At 73.5% G+C, this 17749-nt stretch carries 12 protein-coding genes; 7 read left to right on the top strand and 5 right to left on the bottom strand.

Annotation, left to right across the window (positions count from 1 at the left end):
- Positions 1-156: 156 nt before the first annotated feature.
- From ACIRB7_RS05055 to ACIRB7_RS05070, 4 genes are all read right to left on the bottom strand, one after another.
- The gene (locus ACIRB7_RS05055; protein ID WP_403592532.1) at positions 157-1062 is read right to left on the bottom strand and encodes a carbohydrate ABC transporter permease; all 906 of its coding nucleotides are present in this window, start codon (positions 1060-1062) and stop codon (positions 157-159) included.
- Positions 1059-2375, bottom strand: a complete 1317-nt coding sequence (locus ACIRB7_RS05060) for a carbohydrate ABC transporter permease (protein ID WP_403592535.1) — start codon at positions 2373-2375, stop codon at positions 1059-1061. The genes ACIRB7_RS05055 and ACIRB7_RS05060 overlap by 4 nt, the downstream gene beginning before the upstream one ends.
- Positions 2376-2384: 9 nt before the next feature.
- On the bottom strand, positions 2385-3758 hold the full coding sequence (locus ACIRB7_RS05065; RefSeq protein WP_403592538.1) for an ABC transporter substrate-binding protein: 1374 nt from the start codon (positions 3756-3758) through the stop codon (positions 2385-2387).
- 123 nt (positions 3759-3881) lie between these two features.
- Entirely contained in the window at positions 3882-8342 is a 4461-nt protein-coding gene (locus ACIRB7_RS05070) for an FtsK/SpoIIIE domain-containing protein (RefSeq protein WP_403592541.1), read from the bottom strand.
- Between the two features lie 533 nt (positions 8343-8875).
- Here ACIRB7_RS05070 and ACIRB7_RS05075 point away from each other — a divergent pair.
- The 4 genes from ACIRB7_RS05075 (at position 8876) to ACIRB7_RS05090 (ending at position 14336) form a co-directional block, all read left to right on the top strand.
- Positions 8876-10615 carry a serine/threonine-protein kinase gene (locus tag ACIRB7_RS05075; RefSeq protein ID WP_403592544.1) on the top strand — a complete coding sequence of 580 codons (1740 nt, stop codon included), beginning with the start codon at positions 8876-8878 and terminating at the stop codon, positions 10613-10615.
- A gap of 118 nt (positions 10616-10733) precedes the next feature.
- Complete coding sequence (locus ACIRB7_RS05080) at positions 10734-11978, top strand: serine/threonine-protein kinase (RefSeq protein ID WP_403592547.1); 1245 nt, start codon at positions 10734-10736, stop codon at positions 11976-11978.
- A gap of 63 nt (positions 11979-12041) precedes the next feature.
- Entirely contained in the window at positions 12042-13145 is a 1104-nt protein-coding gene (prfB, locus tag ACIRB7_RS05085) for a peptide chain release factor 2 (RefSeq protein WP_403592550.1), read from the top strand.
- A 405-nt stretch (positions 13146-13550) separates the two neighbouring features.
- Complete coding sequence (locus ACIRB7_RS05090; RefSeq protein ID WP_403592553.1) at positions 13551-14336, top strand: LPXTG cell wall anchor domain-containing protein; 786 nt, start codon at positions 13551-13553, stop codon at positions 14334-14336.
- A gap of 86 nt (positions 14337-14422) precedes the next feature.
- Here the strand turns inward: ACIRB7_RS05090 and ACIRB7_RS05095 are convergent, their stop codons facing one another.
- Positions 14423-14605, bottom strand: a complete 183-nt coding sequence (locus tag ACIRB7_RS05095) for a hypothetical protein (RefSeq protein WP_389679450.1) — start codon at positions 14603-14605, stop codon at positions 14423-14425.
- 237 nt (positions 14606-14842) lie between these two features.
- On the opposite strand from ACIRB7_RS05095, the gene ftsE reads away from it, so the two are divergent.
- From ftsE to ACIRB7_RS05110, 3 genes are all read left to right on the top strand, one after another.
- Positions 14843-15532, top strand: coding sequence for a cell division ATP-binding protein FtsE (ftsE, locus tag ACIRB7_RS05100; protein WP_053648390.1), 690 nt, complete (start codon positions 14843-14845; stop codon positions 15530-15532).
- A 29-nt stretch (positions 15533-15561) separates the two neighbouring features.
- The gene (gene ftsX, locus ACIRB7_RS05105; protein WP_403592556.1) at positions 15562-16479 is read left to right on the top strand and encodes a permease-like cell division protein FtsX; all 918 of its coding nucleotides are present in this window, start codon (positions 15562-15564) and stop codon (positions 16477-16479) included.
- A 78-nt stretch (positions 16480-16557) separates the two neighbouring features.
- Positions 16558-17745 (top strand): S41 family peptidase, encoded by a 1188-nt coding sequence (locus ACIRB7_RS05110; protein ID WP_403592559.1) that lies wholly within the window; start codon positions 16558-16560, stop codon positions 17743-17745.
- The last annotated feature ends 4 nt before the right edge of the window (positions 17746-17749 follow it).

Here is a 17749-nt window from a genome sequence, read left to right on the forward strand (position 1 = left end):
CGCCGAGGACTTCTGACGGGTGACGACTTCTGCCGGCCGACGGGGGCGGGGCGGGGGGGGGGGGGGGGGGGGGGCCCCCCCCCCCCCCCCCCCCCCCCCCCCCCCGACGGGGCCTGACCGGGCCTGGCCGCGCCTGACCGGGCCCGTCCGGGGCGGTTACTTCACCGCGCCCGCCATCACCCCGGTTGCGAACTGGCGCTGGAAGGCGAAGAACACCACCAGCGGCACCACCATCGACACGAAGGCCCCCGGCGCGAGCACGTCCACGTTGTTGCCGAACTGCCGTACCTGCTGCTGGAGCGCCACCGTGATCGGCGGCGACTGCGAGTCCGCGAAGATCAGCGCGATCAGCATGTCGTTCCAGACCCACAGGAACTGGAAGATCCCGAGCGAGGCGATTGCGGGACCGCCGAGCGGCAGCACCACGCGGGTGAAGAGGCGGATCTCGCCCGCACCGTCGAGGCGCGCCGCTTCGAGCAGCTCGCGCGGGATCTCCGCGAAGAAGTTCCGCAGCAGGAAGATCGCGAACGGCAGCCCGAAGGCGGTGTGGAAGAGGACCACCCCGAGGGTCGTCTCGAAGAGTCCCACCGCCCCGAACAGCTTCGACACCGGGACCAGGGCGACCTGCACCGGCACGACGAGCAGGGCGACCACGCCCAGGAACCACCAGTCCCGGCCCGGAAACTCCAGCCACGCGAACGCGTACCCGGCGAACGAGCCGATGACCAGCACGAGCAGGGTCGCCGGGACGGTGATCAGGATGGTGGAGCCGAGGGAACCGGTGATCGTGTCGTTCGCGAGGAGATGGGCGTAGTTCTCGGTGGTCAGCTGGGCCGGGGCGGTGAGCACCTCCCACCAGCCGCTCGCCGCGATGTCGGACGGCGAGCGGAGCGAGGAGAGCAGCAGCCCGACCGTCGGCAGCAGCCAGAACAGGCCGGTCAGGACGAGGAAGACGCGTACCGCGCCCCCGGCGGCACGGGCGGCGACCCGCGCGACCAGCGGGCGGGACGACCGGTCGTCGGGGGTACCCACCCGGGACGACCGGACCTCGGGCGAACTCATCGGCGGGCCTCCTGGCGCAGGCGGCGGATGTTGAAGACCATCACCGGGACCACCAGGAGCAGCAGCAGGACGGCGATGGCCGAGCCGACCCCGAGATCGGCGTCCGTACCGAAGGACGAGCGGTACAGCTGGAGCGCGAGCACGTTCGCGTCGTCCTGGGCGGAGCCCGGCGCGATGACGAAGACCAGGTCGAAGACCTTGAGCACGTTGATCATCAGGGTGACGAGGACGACCGCGAGGACCGGGGCGAGCAGCGGCACCGTGATCCTGCGGAACACCTGCCACTCGTTCGCCCCGTCCACCCGCGCCGCTTCGAGCAGCTCGCGCGGCACGGCGGCGAGCCCGGCGCCGATAAGCACCATCGCGAACCCGGCCCACATCCACACGTACGCGCCGATGACCGCCGGGGTGACGAGCGAAGGCCCCAGCCACTCCACGCCGTTGTACTGCTCGCGGAAGTTACTCGCGGGCAGCCGCAGTACGGCTCCGTCGACGCGGTCGGCGGGCAGCGTGAAGGTGCCGTCGGCGCCGGCCGTGGCCCTGGCGACGACCTTCCCGTCCCGTACGGCCTCGATCCGCAGCCCCGCGAGGCCCAGTTCGGCCGGGTCGACGGCGTTCGGCCGCCCGCCGCCGCCCCGGGTGAAGTCCAGCCAGGCCGTACCGGTGACCGTGTCCTCCGTGGGGGCGGGGTCGCGGGCCGGGCGGGCCTCCTCCGGCATCTGCCCCGGCGCCACCCCGACCAGCGGAAGCCGTACGGGCTCCCCGGCGCGCACCGGATCCTTCGTGACGAACGCGCCGCCGCCCGCCGCCTCCAGCGGGTGGACCGGCAGTGGCCGGGCCCGGGGGAAACCGGACGACTCGGCGAAGGTGTCGTGGACCCCGACCCAGACCGCGTTGGCGACCCCCCGGTCCGGATCCTGCTCGTAGACGAGCCGGAAGATGATCCCGGCGGCGAGCATCGAGATCGCCATCGGCATGAAGACGACCAGCTTGAACGCCGTACCCCAGCGCACCCGTTCGGTGAGCACGGCGAAGATCAGACCGAGGGCGGTCGCGACCGCCGGGGCGAGAACCAGCCAGATCAGGTTGTTGCGGACGGCGGTACGGAGCGAGTCGTCGGTGACGAGGGCGATGTAGTTGTCCAGGCCGACGAAGGAGTCGCCCGAGCGGTCGAAGAGCGAGCGCTGGACGGAGTACCCGATCGGGTAGACGACGAGCGCGCCGAGCAGGAGCAGGGCGGGGAGCAGGAAGCCGGCGGCGACGGTCCTGCTCCTGTTGCCGCTCCTGGCGCCGTGGGGGTGTGTCCTCGGCATGCCGGGGCCTCAGCTCTTCGCCGCGGCCCGGTACGCCTTCTCCGCGTCCGCCTCAAGGCGCGCCTGCGTCCCCGCGATGTCCTTCGGGTTCTTCAGGAAGTCCTGGAGCGCCTTCCACTCGCCCTTGCCCGGCGTCCCGCCGAAGGACTGCGGCATCTGGTCCGACATGTCGAAGCGGAAGGTGTCACCGGCGCCGATGAGCGCCTTCGCGATCTCGCGCTGGACGTCGTTCGGGTACGCCGCCGGGTCCAGGTTCTTGTTGGGGGAGAGGAAGCCGCCCTCGGCCGCCCAGATCTTCGCCGCGTCCGGGGAGGCGAGGAAGGCGAGCAGCGCCTTCGCGCCCTTGCTGTCCTTGAGGGCCACGGCCGCGTCGCCGCCCGTCACCACCGGGCTCGATCCCGCGCCGACGGTGGGGAACGGGAAGACCTTCGCGTCCGTACCGATCTTCGCCTTCGTCTGCGCGATGTTGACGGCGGCGAAGTCGCCCTCGAAGACCATCGCCCCCTTGGGCTGGTCCCCGCCGGTGAAGGTCTGGGTGACCGAGACCGGATACTCCGTCTGCAGCGCGCCGCTCGTCCCGCCCGCGAGCAGGGCCGGCTTGCCGAACAGTTCGGCGAGCGTGGTCAGGGCCGCGGTGACCGACGGGTCCGTCCACTTGATCTCGTGCTTCGCCAGCTGGTCGTACTTGGCCGGGCCGGCCTGGGAGAGATAGACGTTCTCGAACCAGTCGGTGAGGGTCCAGCCGTCCGCGCCGCCGACCGAGACCGGGGTGACGCCGGAGGCCGAGATCGTCTCGGCCGTGGTGAGGAACTCCTTCCAGGTCTTCGGCTCGGTGGCGCCCGCGTTCTCGAAGACGGCGGAGTTGTACCAGACCAGGGACTTGTTGGCGGCCTTGAAGTAGACGCCGTACTGGGTGCCGCCGACCGCGCCGAGCTCCTGCCAGCCGCGCGAGTAGTTCGCCGCCAGCTGGGCCTCGGCGTCCGGACCGACCGGTTTGAGCCACTTCTGGGCGGCGGCCTGCTGGATCGCGCCCACCTGCGGGAGCATCGCCACGTCCGGCGGGGCGCCGCCCGCGATCTTCGTACCGAGGAAGTTCACGATCGGGTCCTGGGCCGGCACGAAGGTGACGGTCGCGCCCGTGCGCTTCTCGAACTCCTTCAGAACCTTGGTGAAGTTCTCCTGCTCCGGTCCCGTCCAGACGGCGGCGACCTCGATCTTCTCGCCCTTGAGGGGGAGCGCGCCGCCACTGGGCGCGGAAGTCCCCGGATCCTTGTCGGCGCCGCCGTCGCCACCGCCGCCGCATGCCGCGAGGGCGAGTGCGGCGAGTGCGGTGAACGCCGTCATGCTCACTGCGGCCTTGCGTGGACGAAGAGTTGTACGCATCGCTGCCCCGTCTCTCCCGTGCGCTTCGCTGTCCCGTGCCGACAGGTCTACGCCGGGTGGCGGGGCCCCGCAATACCGCCTTCCGTGTCAAGCGGGGGATCGTGACTGCCTCGTGACGTGACGTCAGCCGTGGGACGCGGGGGTCAGCGGGGGCACGGGAGCCGCCTCGACCGAGCGGGCCGCCCGGTCGAGGGCGCTCGCCAGGAGGGCCAGATCCGTCGGTCCGTTGCCCAGCTCGCGGACCGGGCGGCGGGTCGGCGGATCACCCATCCGCTCCCACTCCAGCGGGACGACCGTCGGGCGGAGCGTCGCCGTCCGGGGGATGCGGCCGGTGACGCGGCCCGCCTGGAAGGGGGTGACCCGGCCGTCCGGATGGCCGAGGCGCCCGCGTCCGGCCGCCGGCACGTCGGGCCCGGCGGTCACCGGGGGCGCGTCGAGCACGATCCGCAGCCGGGCCCCGTGCGCGAGCTCCGTGTCGGAGGTCCGGTCCGGGCGCGCGGAGGTCGCGACGAGGTGCACCCCGAGCCGCTCGCCGTTCCGCGCGACGGCCTCGAGGGCCCGCACGACCGACCCGGCGGCGGGCCGGCCGGACGCGCCGAGCGCGGGGGCGACGAGGGCGTCGAAGTCGTCGACGAGGACGACGAGCCGGGGGAGGTAGGCGGAGCTTCCGCCCCTGAGGGGGGCGGGCTCACCGGTGGCGGGGCGGGGGACGCGTCCGCTGGGGTGGTCGGTGAGGTCGCCGGTGGCGGGGCGGGGGACCCGACCGCCGGCGTCGTCCGCTGCGGGGGCGCGTCTGCTGGGGTGGTCAGTGAGGTCGCCGGTTCCGGGGTGGGGCGTGCGGCCGCTGGGGCGGTCGGGGAGGTCGCCGGCCCCGGCGCGGGGGATGCGGCCGCTGGGGTGACCGCCCAGGTCCTCGGCTCCCGGGCGGGGTACGCGTCCGCTCGGGTGGTCGGTGAGGTCGCCGTCGCCCGTGCGGAGGGTGCGGCTGCTCGGGCGGGCGCCGGGGTCGCCCCCCGGGTACGCGGTCCGGCTGCTCGGACGGCCGCCGAGGTCGTCGCCGCCGGGGTAGGGAGTGCGGCTGCTCGTTCTGTTGTCGGGGTCGCCCGGGTACGGCGTCCGGCTGCTGGGCCGCCCGCGGAGGTCGTCGCCGCCGGGGTAGGGGGTGCGGCTGCTCGTTCGGTTGTCGAGGTCGCCGGGGTAGGGGGTGCGGCTGCTCGTTCGGTTGTCGAGGTCGCCCGGGTACGGCGTCCGGTCACTCGTTCGGCTCTCGCGGTCGCCGGGGTACGGGGTCCGGCCACTGGGGCGCCCGCCGAGGTCGTCGCTGCCGGGGTACGAAGTCCGGCGGCTGCTCCGGCTTTCGATGTCGGCGGGGTACGGCGTACGGCTGCTGGCTCGGCCGTCGATGTCGGTGGGGTACGGGGTCCGGCCGCTGGCTCGGTCTTCGATGTCGGCGGGGTAGGGGGTTCGGCTGCTGGTTCGGCCTTCGATGTCGGTCGGATACGGGGTTCGGCCACTGCCTCGGTCTTCGAGGTCGGCCGGGTACGGCGTGCGGGCGCCGGCTTGCTCGTCCGGGTTGGCCGGGTACGTGGGCCGGCCGTTCGCTCGGCCGTCCGGCGTGCCGTATGTGATCCGGCCGCTGGGGCGGCCGCCGAGGTCGTCCGTGTCGGGGTACGGGTCGCCCGTACGCCCGCTCCGGGAGCTCGGCAGGGCGCCGATCGTGCCGTCGCCCGTGCGCAGGGTGCGGCTGCTCGGGCGGTTCGCGTGGTCGCCGGCGTCCTGGACGCGGACGGTCGCGCGGGCGCCCTGCGGCACGGACTCCGCCGCGCTCGGGGCGCGCTGGCCGATCAGCCGGTCGGCGCCGCGCGTGCCACGCCGGTCGGCGAAGTGGCCGTCGCCGATGAGCTCCGCCCGGCGCTTCAGCTCCGCGCCGAGCGCCTGCGCGAACTCCCGCATCCGCACCGGGTCCGAGGCGACCAGGTGCTCGGTGACGTGCGGCAGCTCCGTACAGGCCGCGAGTCCTTCGCCGCGCTCGCCGCCCGCCCCGTCCACCAGGAGCAGACCGAGCCGGTCGGGGCGCCCGCCCGCCGCGAGCGACGCGGCGATCGAGCGGAGCAGCTCCGTCCGCCCGCTCCCCGCGGGGCCCTCGATCAGCAGGTGCGGGCCCTCCCGGGTGAGGTCCACCGCGAGCGGCCCGCGCGGACCGGCGCCCAGGACGGCCGTGCCGTCACCGGCGGAGGCCCAGCGGGCCATCAGCGACGCGGGCGTGGCCCGGGCGAGCCCGAGCTCGTCGAGGAGCCGGGCCGACGGGGGCAGCGCGGCGGCCCGGGCACCAGGGACCGCCGTCGTGTCCGTACGCAGCGGGGCCAGCGCGCGCCCGAACCGCTCGGCCCAGGCGACGGAGACCGCGTCGACCACGCCGACGGTGCCATGGCCCGCGACCCGGCCGCCGGAGGTCCGCAGCAGCCGCAGCGCCGTCGCCACGTCGCCGCTGAGGAGCACGGCGGCCCCGCACTCGCGGAACGCCAGGGACGAGGCGCAGGCGGTCTCGTACGTGGCGGCCACCGGCGAGACCGGGGAGGCCGAGGGCGCCTCGGCGAGGCACAGGAGATGGATGCCGGCGGCCGCTCCGGCCCCGGCCAGCCGCGCCACCGTCTCGCGGAGCGCAGCCGAACCGGGATCGCCGTCGACGACCACGACGGTCGTCGGCCCCTCGTGGCGCGCCGCGACCTCGGCGATGGACGCGCGGTCGGCGCTGGGCCAGCCGGGGCCGAGCGGGCCGTCGTCGAGCCGCCGGGTCAGCTCCGCCGTACGGGCCTGGGCCTGCTCGCGGTCGTACGCCAGGAGCAGGCGGCAGTCCTGGCCGTGGGCCGGCCGGACGTGCGGGAGCCAGCCGAGCCAGCCCCAGGCACGGCGCCGCTCGTCGAGCGAGCGGTTCCGGTCGGCGCTGATCAGCACGATCTCCAGGTCGGAGGGGGAGTGCAGGGCGGCGAGCTGGGCGACCACCGACCGGGCGAGGCCGGCGAGCCGGTCGGCGGGGCCCGCGAGACCGAGGGAACCGGCCTCGCGCAGCGCCACGGTGACGGGCACGCCGGAGAGTTCCGCGCGGTCCGTCGTACCGAGCCGGACCACCAGGGACTCGGGGTGGTCCTCGCCGCGCTCCCAGAGCCGGGGGCCGGGGCCGAGGGCGGTGAGCAGGAGGGTGGCCGGGTCGGGCCAGGTGTCGGCCGCCGGTCCCGGCGCGGACGCGCCGTCCCGCGCGCTGGTGTCGGGCCGGGGGCCGGCGTGGGTGTCCGGGGCGGTACGGGGGTCGGCGGCGGGTGCCGGGAGGTCCTCGCGGCCGCCCGTCCAACGCCGGGCCCACGCTCCGAGCCCGCGCTTTCCACCCGCGCGCGTGGGCGCGGTCGGGGCCTCGCCCCTGGCCTGACGGGTCCTGCCGCGGGCCGCGCCGCCGCCCTCGGCGCCCGCGGATCCGTCGTGGCGGTCCCCGTGGCCCCCCGCGCGCGCGTGGCCGGGGGAGTCGGCGCCGTACGGACCGTCGTCGTACGGCTCCGAGGTCGCGCCGCCGCCGTCGTACAGGACACCGCGCGCATCGCCGTGGGTGGAGTCGTGGGCGGCGTGGGCGGCGCCCACGGGGGTCCCGGGAACCGCTCCGGGCACGCGCGCGTACTCCGGCCGGTCAGCCCTGTAGGCCTCGTCGGACCGGTCGGCCCTGTAGGTCCGGTCGGACTGGTCGCTTCGGTCGGCCCTGTACGCCTGGTCGGACCCGTCGGACCTGTGCGCCCGGTCGGACCGATCGGACCGGTCGGTCCCGTCGTATCGGTCCGTCCCGCCCCTCCGGTCCGTCCCGCCCCTCCGGTCCGGCCCGTCCGTCCGCTCCGTCCGGTCCGGCCCGTCCGTCCGCCCCGCCCAGTCCCGTCCGTCGTCCGTTCCCCGCGCGACCCGCAGATGGCCCTCGCCGTCCGGGGCCGTCGCCCTCGCGTCCGTACCGCGGAGGTCGTCGCCCGCGCCGGTCAGGCGGAGGGCGGATTCGCCGAGCCGCAGCAGCGCGCCCGCGGGGAACCGCACCGGGCGGTCGCCGACGGGTACGCCGTCGAGGGTCGTGCCGTTCGTCGAGCCGCGGTCGGCGACCGTGACCCGGCCGTCCTCGCCGACGGTCACCACGCAGTGCGCACGGGAGACGTCCGGGTCGTCGAGCGGAACGTCGGCGTCCACGGAACGGCCGATTCTGATCGGTCCGCCGTGCAGCAGATGCACCCCGCCCGCGTCCGGGCCCGCCACCACGTGCAGCCGGGCGGAGGCCTTCTCGCCGACACGGTCGTCCGGTCCCGGGACCTGGAGGGAGAGCACGGCGCCGTCGACCAGCGGGGGCTCGCCGAGGACGCTGCGGCGGGTGTCGAGCCGCTCCGCGCCCGCGTAGAGCACGGTCGTGCCCGAGGCGGAGGTGTCGGGGCCCGTGACGGCCGCCGCGAGGTTCGAGGCCACGGCGGCGAGCGCCGTCCCCGCGGGGGCCGTGACGAGCACGTCGCAGGCGCGCCCGGTGCCATGGCCGGCGTACGGCGCGAGGACGGTCAGCCGGATCTGCATCGCCGTCAGCGGTCCCTTCTGCGCGACATGCCCGGCAGGGGGACCGCCCTGTGACTCCCCCCACCCGGCACGGACACGTCGTCCGGTACAGGTCGGCACGGCGCAGGGGCTCCCGACCCCTCGACGCGACGTGCTGGAGGCATCCTCGCACCTGCCACCGACAACCCGCCCCCGGGTCGGCTGGAAGTGATCTTGAATGGTCGGCTGTGGACGTAAAAGTGCCTGGTTGAGCATGCCTTCGGAAGGTGCCCGGCAACCGTCGCGGCCTCAGGAGCGTCTCCTTCCGGACAGGTGTCCGGTCGTTTCAGGGCCCCGGCCGGGAGCATCCCGGCACTCCGGGCCCGGCCCCCCACCGCGAGGAACCTCCGCCGGCCCCGTCCACAGGCATCGGAATCGGCCTGTGGAGGACCGGCCGGTACCCCGTTCGGCGGCACTAAAGTGGGTCGGACACCCGGACGGGTCACAACAGAGGACAGGGACCCCGGGTACATCACCGGAGCAGCCCCGACCACGGACAGCAGGGAGCGCGTGACGTGCGGCCTATCGGCAGCAAGTACCTGCTCGAGGAGCCGCTCGGCCGCGGCGCCACGGGCACCGTCTGGCGAGCCCGCCAGCGGGAGACGGCGGGCGCCGAGGCGGCCGTGCCCGGCCAGCCCGGCGAGACCGTGGCGATCAAGGTCCTCAAGGAGGAGCTGGCCAACGACGCGGACATCGTGATGCGCTTCCTGCGCGAGCGGTCCGTCCTGCTCCGGCTCACCCACCCGAACATCGTGCGCACCCGCGACCTGGTGGTCGAGGGCGATGTCCTCGCGCTCGTCATGGACCTCGTCGAGGGCCCCGACCTGCACCGGTACATCAGGGACAGCGGCCCGCTCACCCCGGTCGCCGCCGCCCTCCTGACCGCCCAGATCGCCGACGCGCTCGCCGCGAGCCACGCCGACGGCGTCGTCCACCGCGACCTCAAGCCGGCCAACGTCCTGCTCGCCGAGCAGGGCGGCCAGATGCACCCGATGCTCACCGACTTCGGCATCGCGCGCCTCGCGGACTCCCCGGGCCTGACCCGGACCCACGAGTTCGTCGGCACGCCCGCGTACGTGGCGCCCGAGTCCGCCGAGGGACGCCCGCAGACCTCCGCCGTCGACATCTACGGCGCGGGCATCCTGCTCTACGAGCTGGTCACCGGCCGCCCCCCGTTCGCGGGCGGCACCGCCCTCGAAGTCCTCCACCGGCACCTCAGCGAGGAGCCGCGCCGCCCCTCGACCGTGCCCGGCCCGCTGTGGACGGTCATAGAGCGCTGCCTCAGCAAGGACCCGGACCGGCGGCCGAGCGCGGTCAACCTCGCCCGTGGTCTGCGTGCGGTCGCCGCCGGCATCGGCGTCCACTCCACGCCCGCCCAGATCGAGGCGGCGGACGGCGTCGGAGCGCTCCTCGCGCCGGACCCGGCGCCGGCGCCCGTCCCCGAGACGCCGGGGGCCGCGGACCCCACCCAGGTGCTGCCCAGCGGCGCCGGGACGCCGCCGCGGTACGACCCCGCCGGCGCGACCAGCGTCATGCCGACCAGCGGCCCGTCGGGCGCCGCCGACCCGACGGCCGTCATGCCTCCCGTACCGCCGCGGCCGCCGGAGCCCGGGCAGGGCGCGCAGTCCGAGGAGCCGCACCCCTGGCAGAACCAGCTGCGCGCGGCCCGCGACCGCAACGAGCAGACGCAGGTGCAGTACCTGGACCCGAGCCAGGACCCGCTGCGCCGCCGCCCCCAGCGGCAGCCGCAGCAGCCGCAGGACCGGCAGCAGCAGCCCGGCGCGTACGGGCAGCAGCAGTCGCCTCAGCCGTACCAGCAGCAGCAGCGCCCCGCCCCGCAGCGGCCCGCGCCCCAGCAGTACCAGCAGCAGCCGCAGCACCAGCAGCACCAGCCGCAGCAGTACGCGCCGCCGCCCGCCCCGCAGCAGTACGCCCAGCCCCAGCAGCAGTACACCCCGCCGCAGCCGCCGCCCCAGGCCCCGGCGCCGCGCGAGCCGCGCCCGCCGCGTCAGCGCAGCGCCAACCCGGTGCGGATCCCCGGCCTCGGCTGCCTCAAGGGCTGCCTGGTCATGATCGTCCTGTTCGTGGTCGCGGGCTGGCTCGTCTGGGAGCTGACCCCGCTCCAGGACTGGATCGCCGAGGGCAAGAGCTACTGGGAGGCCATCGGCGACGGCATCACGACGGTCACCGACTGGATCTCCACGATCGGCGACTCCACCGGCTCCGGGGGTACTACCGGCGGTACGGGACAGTAATCGCGGGTAATACTGCCGATTTATCGACTTCCCAGGGGTGATTTCCCCTCGGAAGTGACGACCGGCGGCTGCGGACGCGTAACTTTGCTCGCGAACCGCAGCCGCTGAGGGAGCAGTCTTGGCACGGAACATCGGCAGCCGCTACACCACCCACCAGATCCTCGGGCGGGGCAGTGCCGGAACGGTGTGGCTCGGCGAGGGGCCCGAGGGTCCCGTCGCCGTCAAACTGCTGCGCGAGGACCTGGCATCCGACCAGGAGCTCGTCGGCCGCTTCGTCCAGGAGCGCACCGCCCTGCTCGGCCTCGACCACCCCCGCGTGGTCAAGGTCCGCGACCTCGTCGTCGACGGCAACGACCTGGCCCTCGTCATGGACCTGGTACGCGGCACCGACCTGCGCACCCGCCTCGACCGGGAACGGCGGCTCGCCCCCGAGGCCGCCGTCGCGATCACCGCCGACGTCGCCGACGCCCTCGCCGCCGCGCACGCGGCCGGGGTCGTCCACCGGGACGTCAAGCCCGAGAACATCCTGCTCGACATGGAGGGCCCGCTCGGCCCCGGCGGCGCCCACCCCGCCCTCCTCACCGACTTCGGTGTCGCCAAGCTGATCGACACCCCCGGCCGCACCAAGGCCACCCGGATCATCGGCACCCCCGACTACCTCGCCCCCGAGATCGTCGAAGGCCTCCCGCCGCGCGCCGCCGTCGACATCTACGCCCTCGCGACGGTCCTGTACGAGCTGCTCGCCGGGTTCACCCCCTTCGGCGGCGGCCATCCCGGCGCCGTCCTGCGCCGCCACGTCACCGAGACCGTCGTCCCGCTGCCCGGCATCCCCGAGGAGCTGTGGCAGCTGATAGTGCAGTGCCTGGCGAAGGCCCCGGCCTCCCGGCTGCGCGCCTCCGAGCTCGCCGCCCGCCTCAAGGACGTCCTGCCGCTGCTCAAGGGCATCCCGCCGCTCGACGTCGACGAGCTGGACCCGGAAGAGACGGCGTCGACGCCGGAACCGGAACCGGAGGCGTACGCCACGGGTACGGGCGCCGGTGAGCCCGGCCCGCGCCGGGCCGCCGTCCCGCTCGTCCCGGGCGCATCGGCCGACTCCAACCGCGACACCCACACCTCCATGCGGGTCCCCGCCCCCGACGAGCTCTCGGGCGGCCCCCTCGGCACCGCGCGGGCCCCGCGCGCCGCCGGCGCGCGCCGCCCCGGCTCGGCCCGCCACAAGGCGGAGGCGGTCCGCAAGCGCCGGATCACCCTCGCCGTCGCGGCGGTCTTCGTCGCGGGCGCTCTGGGCGCCGGCGGCTATGTGGTGGCGTCGGGGGACGCGGACACCCCGCCCCAGGACTCGAAGCAGTCCTCCCTGCCGTAGGCGTCCCAGCGGCGGCGGTGGCCAAAGGTTCGGCTCCTTGCCCGGAGCCGTTACGCTGGACGCGTGGCAGTCGTCGATGTATCCGAAGAGCTGAAGTCCCTCTCCTCGACCATGGGGTCGATCGAGGCCGTCCTGGACCTCGAGAAGCTGAGGGCCGACATCGCCGTGCTCGAAGAGCAGGCCGCGGCCCCGTCCCTGTGGGACGACCCGGAGGCGGCGCAGAAGATCACGAGCAAGCTTTCGCACCTCCAGGCCGAGGTCCGCAAGGCCGAGACCCTGCGCGGGCGCATCGACGACCTCGGGGTGCTCTTCGAGCTCGCCGAGGAGATGGACGACCCGGACACCCTCGCCGAGGCCGAGACGGAGCTCACCTCCGTCCGCAAGGCCCTCGACGAGATGGAGGTCCGCACCCTCCTCTCCGGCGAGTACGACGAGCGCGAGGCCCTGGTCAACATCCGGGCGGAGGCCGGCGGCGTCGACGCCTCCGACTTCGCCGAGCGGCTCCAGCGCATGTACCTGCGCTGGGCGGAGCGCCACGGCTACTCGACCGAGATCTACGAGACCTCGTACGCGGAGGAGGCCGGCATCAAGTCGACCACCTTCGTGGTGAAGGCGCCGTACGCCTACGGCACGCTCTCCGTCGAGCAGGGCACCCACCGCCTGGTCCGCATCTCGCCCTTCGACAACCAGGGCCGCCGCCAGACCTCCTTCGCCGGCGTCGAGATCCTGCCGGTCGTCGAGTCCTCCGACCACGTCGAGATCGACGAGGGCGAGCTGCGCATCGACGTCTACCGCGCCTCGGGCCCCGGTGGCCAGGGCGTCAACACGACCGACTCGGCCGTGCGCATCACGCACCTCCCGACCGGCATCGTCGTCTCCTGCCAGAACGAGCGCTCGCAGATCCAGAACAAGGCGAGCGCCATGAACGTCCTCCAGGCCAAGCTCCTGGAGCGCCAGCGCCAGGAGGAGCGGGCCAGGATGGACGCCCTGAAGGACAGCGGCAGTTCCTGGGGCAACCAGATGCGCTCGTACGTCCTCCACCCGTACCAGATGGTCAAGGACCTCCGTACGGAGTTCGAGGTCGGCAACCCGCAGGCCGTCCTGGACGGCGAGATCGACGGCTTCCTCGAGGCGGGCATCCGCTGGCGCAAGCAGCAGGACAAGTAGCCCCACGGCAGCACACGTCCGGGCCCCGCACCTTCCGGTGCGGGGCCCGTCGTCGTTCCGCCCGAGGCATGTGTCCGGTCTGCGGATTCGCTGACGCAAGCGGAAAGAGGGTGGGTGGGACGCTTTGTCGACAAGGGAACTGGTGCTGTGGGGCCCGGAGTTCTGGGTTTACGTCACAGTTGCATCGTCGTATGTGGGGCAGAAGATGATCTTTCGGACATCGCACGCGCAACGGCCTTGACGCTTCATCGGAAACTCGGAAGGGTGGCGTACTGGCATGCGCAATTCTGGGGCGCGTGTGAACGGGGGCAGGCCCAGTCGTGACGCCGCCCCTGCTGCGCGGGCCCCGAGCGCTGCCCCATGACGAGATGGACTACTGGGGGTAGCACCTAGATGAGCAGAAAAATGCGAGTGCGCTTCGTGCGTATCGCGGCCGGTGCCATGATCGCCGCCGGCGCTTCGCTGACGGCGGCGGGTGCCGCGCAGGCGTTCGGCGTCACTGACGAGCCGCCCGTGTGCCTTCCCGAGAACGTCGGCTGCGAGGAGCCGCCCGTCGAGCCGCCGGTCGAGCCGCCCGTCGAGCCGCCGGTCGAGCCGCCGGTCGAGCCGCCGGTCGAGCCGCCGGTCGAGCCGCCGGTCGAGCCGCCCGTCGAGCCGCCGGTCGAGCCGCCGGTCGAGCCCCCCGTCGAGCCGCCGGTCGAGCCGCCGGTTGAGCCGCCGGTTGAGCCGCCGGTTGAGCCCCCCGTCGAGCCGCCGGTTGAGCCGCCGGTTGAGCCGCCGGTCACCACCACGCCCGGCACGCCGGACGACGGCGGTGACGACAACGGGAACGGCAACGGCAACGGGAACGGGAACGGGAACGGCAACGGGAACGGCAACGGGAACGGGAACGGCAACGGGAACGAGACCACCGCGCCCACCACGCCCGGCGGCACCGACGACTCCGGTGACGCCGGCACCTGCACCGTCGACCTCGACGGCGCCGAGTGCGTGGACGGTGGCAACAACAACACCGACACCAACAACGCCGGCTCGCAGCCCGTGCAGCAGGGTCAGGCGAAGGAGGAGCTCGCCGAGACCGGTGCGGCCGAGACCTCGTTCCTGATCATCGGTGCAGCGACCATGATCGCCGGTGGCATCGGCTTCCGTATGCTGCCGCGTCTCGTCGCCGGTGGTCGTACCGCCGTCTGACCGATCCGCGAAGAAGAAGGGCCGGGGAGCTTCTCCCCGGCCCTTCCTCGTGCTTTCCGGCTCGTGTGGACGCCCGCGCGGCCCGGCTAGGCCGTACGGACCGCCGCGAGCAGTGCGATGGCGGCCAGCAGAGCGATCGCGAGCGTCAGCAGCATCGCGGGCGACAGACCCTGCGGGGTCAGCCGCTCCCGGTTCGCGCGGCAGACGCGGCAGCGCCCCTCGGCGACAGGGGCCGCGCAGTTGGCGCACACCAGTCGGTCGTAGGTCATGCGCTCTCCTCCTCCCGCACTGGGGGCTACTCATCGGGACAACGTCCGACAGGGCCGGGACGTTCCCCCTACCACTGTGCCAGCTCGGCGGCGTTTCGGCGCGCCCCACCGGACAGCTCCCGGCCCGCCGGGAAGGGCGAAAAGGATAAAGCGCGCAAGCCAGGACCGCGACTGCGCGGGACTACCCCGTTCGCGTAAGGTCACGCACACCTACTCCCGGCCGACCGTGGTGCATCCGTGATCCGATTCGACAACGTCTCCAAGTCCTATCCGAAGCAGAACCGCCCCGCGCTCCGGGATGTCTCCCTGGAGATCGAGAAGGGGGAGTTCGTCTTCCTCGTCGGTTCCTCCGGCTCCGGTAAGTCGACTTTCCTGCGCCTGCTCCTCCGAGAGGAGCGCGCCAGCCAAGGCCAGGTGCACGTCCTCGGCAAGGACCTGGCCCGGCTGTCCAACTGGAAGGTGCCGCACATGCGGCGTCAGCTCGGCACCGTCTTCCAGGACTTCCGCCTGCTGCCCAACAAGACCGTCGCCCAGAACGTGGCCTTCGCCCAGGAGGTCATCGGCAAGCCGCGCGGCGAGATCCGCAAGGCCGTGCCGCAGGTGCTCGACCTGGTCGGGCTCGGCGGCAAGGAGGACCGGATGCCGGGCGAGCTCTCCGGTGGTGAGCAGCAGCGCGTCGCCATCGCCCGTGCCTTCGTCAACCGTCCGATGCTGCTGATCGCCGACGAGCCCACCGGCAACCTCGACCCGCAGACCTCGGTCGGCATCATGAAGCTGCTCGACCGCATCAACAGGACAGGGACCACCGTCGTCATGGCGACCCACGACCAGAACATCGTCGACCAGATGCGCAAGCGCGTCATAGAGCTCGAGAAGGGCCGCCTGGTCCGCGACCAGGCGCGCGGCGTCTACGGATACCAGCACTGAGCCTGTAGCGAGTAGGAGAAAGCAGACCCATGCGCGCTCAGTTCGTGCTCTCCGAGATCGGTGTCGGTCTCCGGCGCAATCTCACGATGACCTTCGCCGTCGTCATCTCCGTGGCCCTCTCGCTCGCCCTCTTCGGCGGCGCGCTGCTCATGCGCGAGCAGGTCAGCACGATGAAGGACTACTGGTACGACAAGGTCAACGTCTCCATCTACCTCTGCACCAAGGGCGACGCGACCGAAGGGACCAAGTGCCCCAAGGGCGCGGTCACGGCCCAGCAGAAGAAGCAGATCGAGGCCGATCTGAGGAAGATGGACGTCGTCGAGACCGTCTACTACGAGTCGGCCGACGAGGCGTTCAAGCACTACAAGGAGAAGTACAGCGACACCGCCATCGCCTCCGTCATCACGCCGGACCAGATGCCGGAGTCGTTCCGGGTCAAGCTCAAGGACCCGGAGAAGTACAAGGTGGTCGCCACCGCCTTCGCGGGCCGTGAGGGCGTCCAGTCGGTGCAGGACCAGCGGGAGATCCTGCAGAACCTGTTCGACCTGATGAACGGTATGAACATCGCCGCCGTCGGCGTCATGGGCCTGATGCTGGTCATCGCGCTGATGCTGATCGTCAACACCGTGCGCGTCTCGGCGTTCAGCCGCCGCCGCGAGACCGGCATCATGCGGCTCGTCGGCGCGTCCAGTTTCTACATCCAGATGCCGTTCATCATGGAGGCGGCGTTCGCCGGGCTCCTCGGCGGCGCGTTCGCCTGCGTGCTGCTGGTCGTCGGCCGGTACTTCCTGATCGACCACGGCATCGCCCTCGCGGACAAGATGCAGCTGGTCAACTTCATCGGCTGGGACGCCGTCTTCTCGGTGCTGCCGCTCGTGATCGCCATCGGGCTCCTCATGCCCGCCATTGCCGCCTTCATCGCGCTGCGCAAGTACCTGAAGGTGTGAGAAGAGACCACTGACGGTGGATGGCGTCGTACGGCCAAAGCCCGTGCGGCGCCATCGTCTTGTCCTACAGTGGGCGGCATGTCGGCCGACACCGAACACCTCTGTACCCGGCCCCGCGGCTTACTCCGTGGGGCCGTTCTGACGTTGGTCTTCGCCGGGGTCCTCGCCACCGCCGCCGCCACCGGCTCCCTGCCCCGGCAGGACGCGGCGGGCGAACCCTCCGGCGCCTCCACGCGCGCGGGGCAGCGGCCCCCGGCCGGCGCGCCCGTCGACAGCGCCGCCCTGAACCGCGCCGCCGCCGCTGCCATGGCCGACGGGAAGTCGGGCAAGCAGGCCGCCGAGGAGTTCGTCAGCCGCAGCGGCGACCGCTGGGGCGCGGTGTACGACAAGAAGGAGTACGCCGAGTTCGAGCAGGCCCTCGACGGCACCTACACGGGCGTCGGACTCTCCGCGGGCCGTGCCGGTGAGAACCGCGTCCGGGTGACCCGGGTGCAGGCCGGCGGCCCCGCCGAGCGGGCCGGGCTCCGGACGGGCGACCGGCTCGTCTCCGTCGACGGACGCCCCGTCGACGGCCTCTCCGTCTCCGAGGTCGTCGCCCTGCTGCGCGGCGACGGCGTGGCCGGCACGGCCGTCGCCCTCCGCGTCGAGCGCGGCCGCACCGCCTGGACGCAGACCCTGCGCCGGGCCCGGCTCGCCACGGACCCGGTCACCGTCCGCCGCCTGGACGACGGGACCCTGTTCATCCGGGTCGCGGCCTTCACCAAGGGCGCGGGCACGCGCGTGCGTGACGCGGTACGGGCCGCCCCGGCCGGCGCCGGTGTCCTGCTGGACCTGCGGGGCAACGCGGGCGGCCTGGTCGCCGAGGCCGCCGTGGCCGCCTCCGCCTTCCTCGACGGCGGTCTGGTCGCCACGTACGACGTGGAGGGCGAGCAGCGGGCCGTGTACGCGGAGGGCGGCGGCGACACCGGCAGGCCCCTGGTCGCGCTGATCGACGGGGGCACCATGAGCGCGGCCGAGCTGCTCACCGGCGCCCTCCAGGACCGGGGCCGGGCGGTCACGGTCGGTTCGCGCACCTTCGGCAAGGGCGCGGTCCAGATGCCGAGCGCGCTGCCGGACGGCTCCGTCGCCGAGCTGACCGTCGGCCACTACCGCACACCGGCCGGGCACGCGGTCGACGGCCGGGGCATCACCCCCGACCTCGCGGCCGGGGAACGGGCCGAGGAACGGGCGAAGACGGTATTGAGTGGCCTCGGAGGGGGCTCGTAGTGCG

It is taken from the genome of Streptomyces sp. NPDC093795 (assembly GCF_044764665.1).
Classification (GTDB): domain Bacteria; phylum Actinomycetota; class Actinomycetes; order Streptomycetales; family Streptomycetaceae; genus Streptomyces.

Coding starts and splice junctions, on each gene's coding strand:
- ACIRB7_RS05055 (WP_403592532.1), bottom strand. CDS start 1,062: ATGAGTTCGCCCGAGGTCCGGTCGTCCCGGGTGGGTACCCCCGACGAC.
- ACIRB7_RS05060 (WP_403592535.1), bottom strand. CDS start 2,375: ATGCCGAGGACACACCCCCACGGCGCCAGGAGCGGCAACAGGAGCAGG.
- ACIRB7_RS05065 (WP_403592538.1), bottom strand. CDS start 3,758: ATGCGTACAACTCTTCGTCCACGCAAGGCCGCAGTGAGCATGACGGCG.
- ACIRB7_RS05070 (WP_403592541.1), bottom strand. CDS start 8,342: ATGCAGATCCGGCTGACCGTCCTCGCGCCGTACGCCGGCCATGGCACC.
- ACIRB7_RS05090 (WP_403592553.1), top strand. CDS start 13,551: ATGCGAGTGCGCTTCGTGCGTATCGCGGCCGGTGCCATGATCGCCGCC.
- ACIRB7_RS05095 (WP_389679450.1), bottom strand. CDS start 14,605: ATGACCTACGACCGACTGGTGTGCGCCAACTGCGCGGCCCCTGTCGCC.
- ftsX (WP_403592556.1), top strand. CDS start 15,562: ATGCGCGCTCAGTTCGTGCTCTCCGAGATCGGTGTCGGTCTCCGGCGC.
- ACIRB7_RS05110 (WP_403592559.1), top strand. CDS start 16,558: ATGTCGGCCGACACCGAACACCTCTGTACCCGGCCCCGCGGCTTACTC.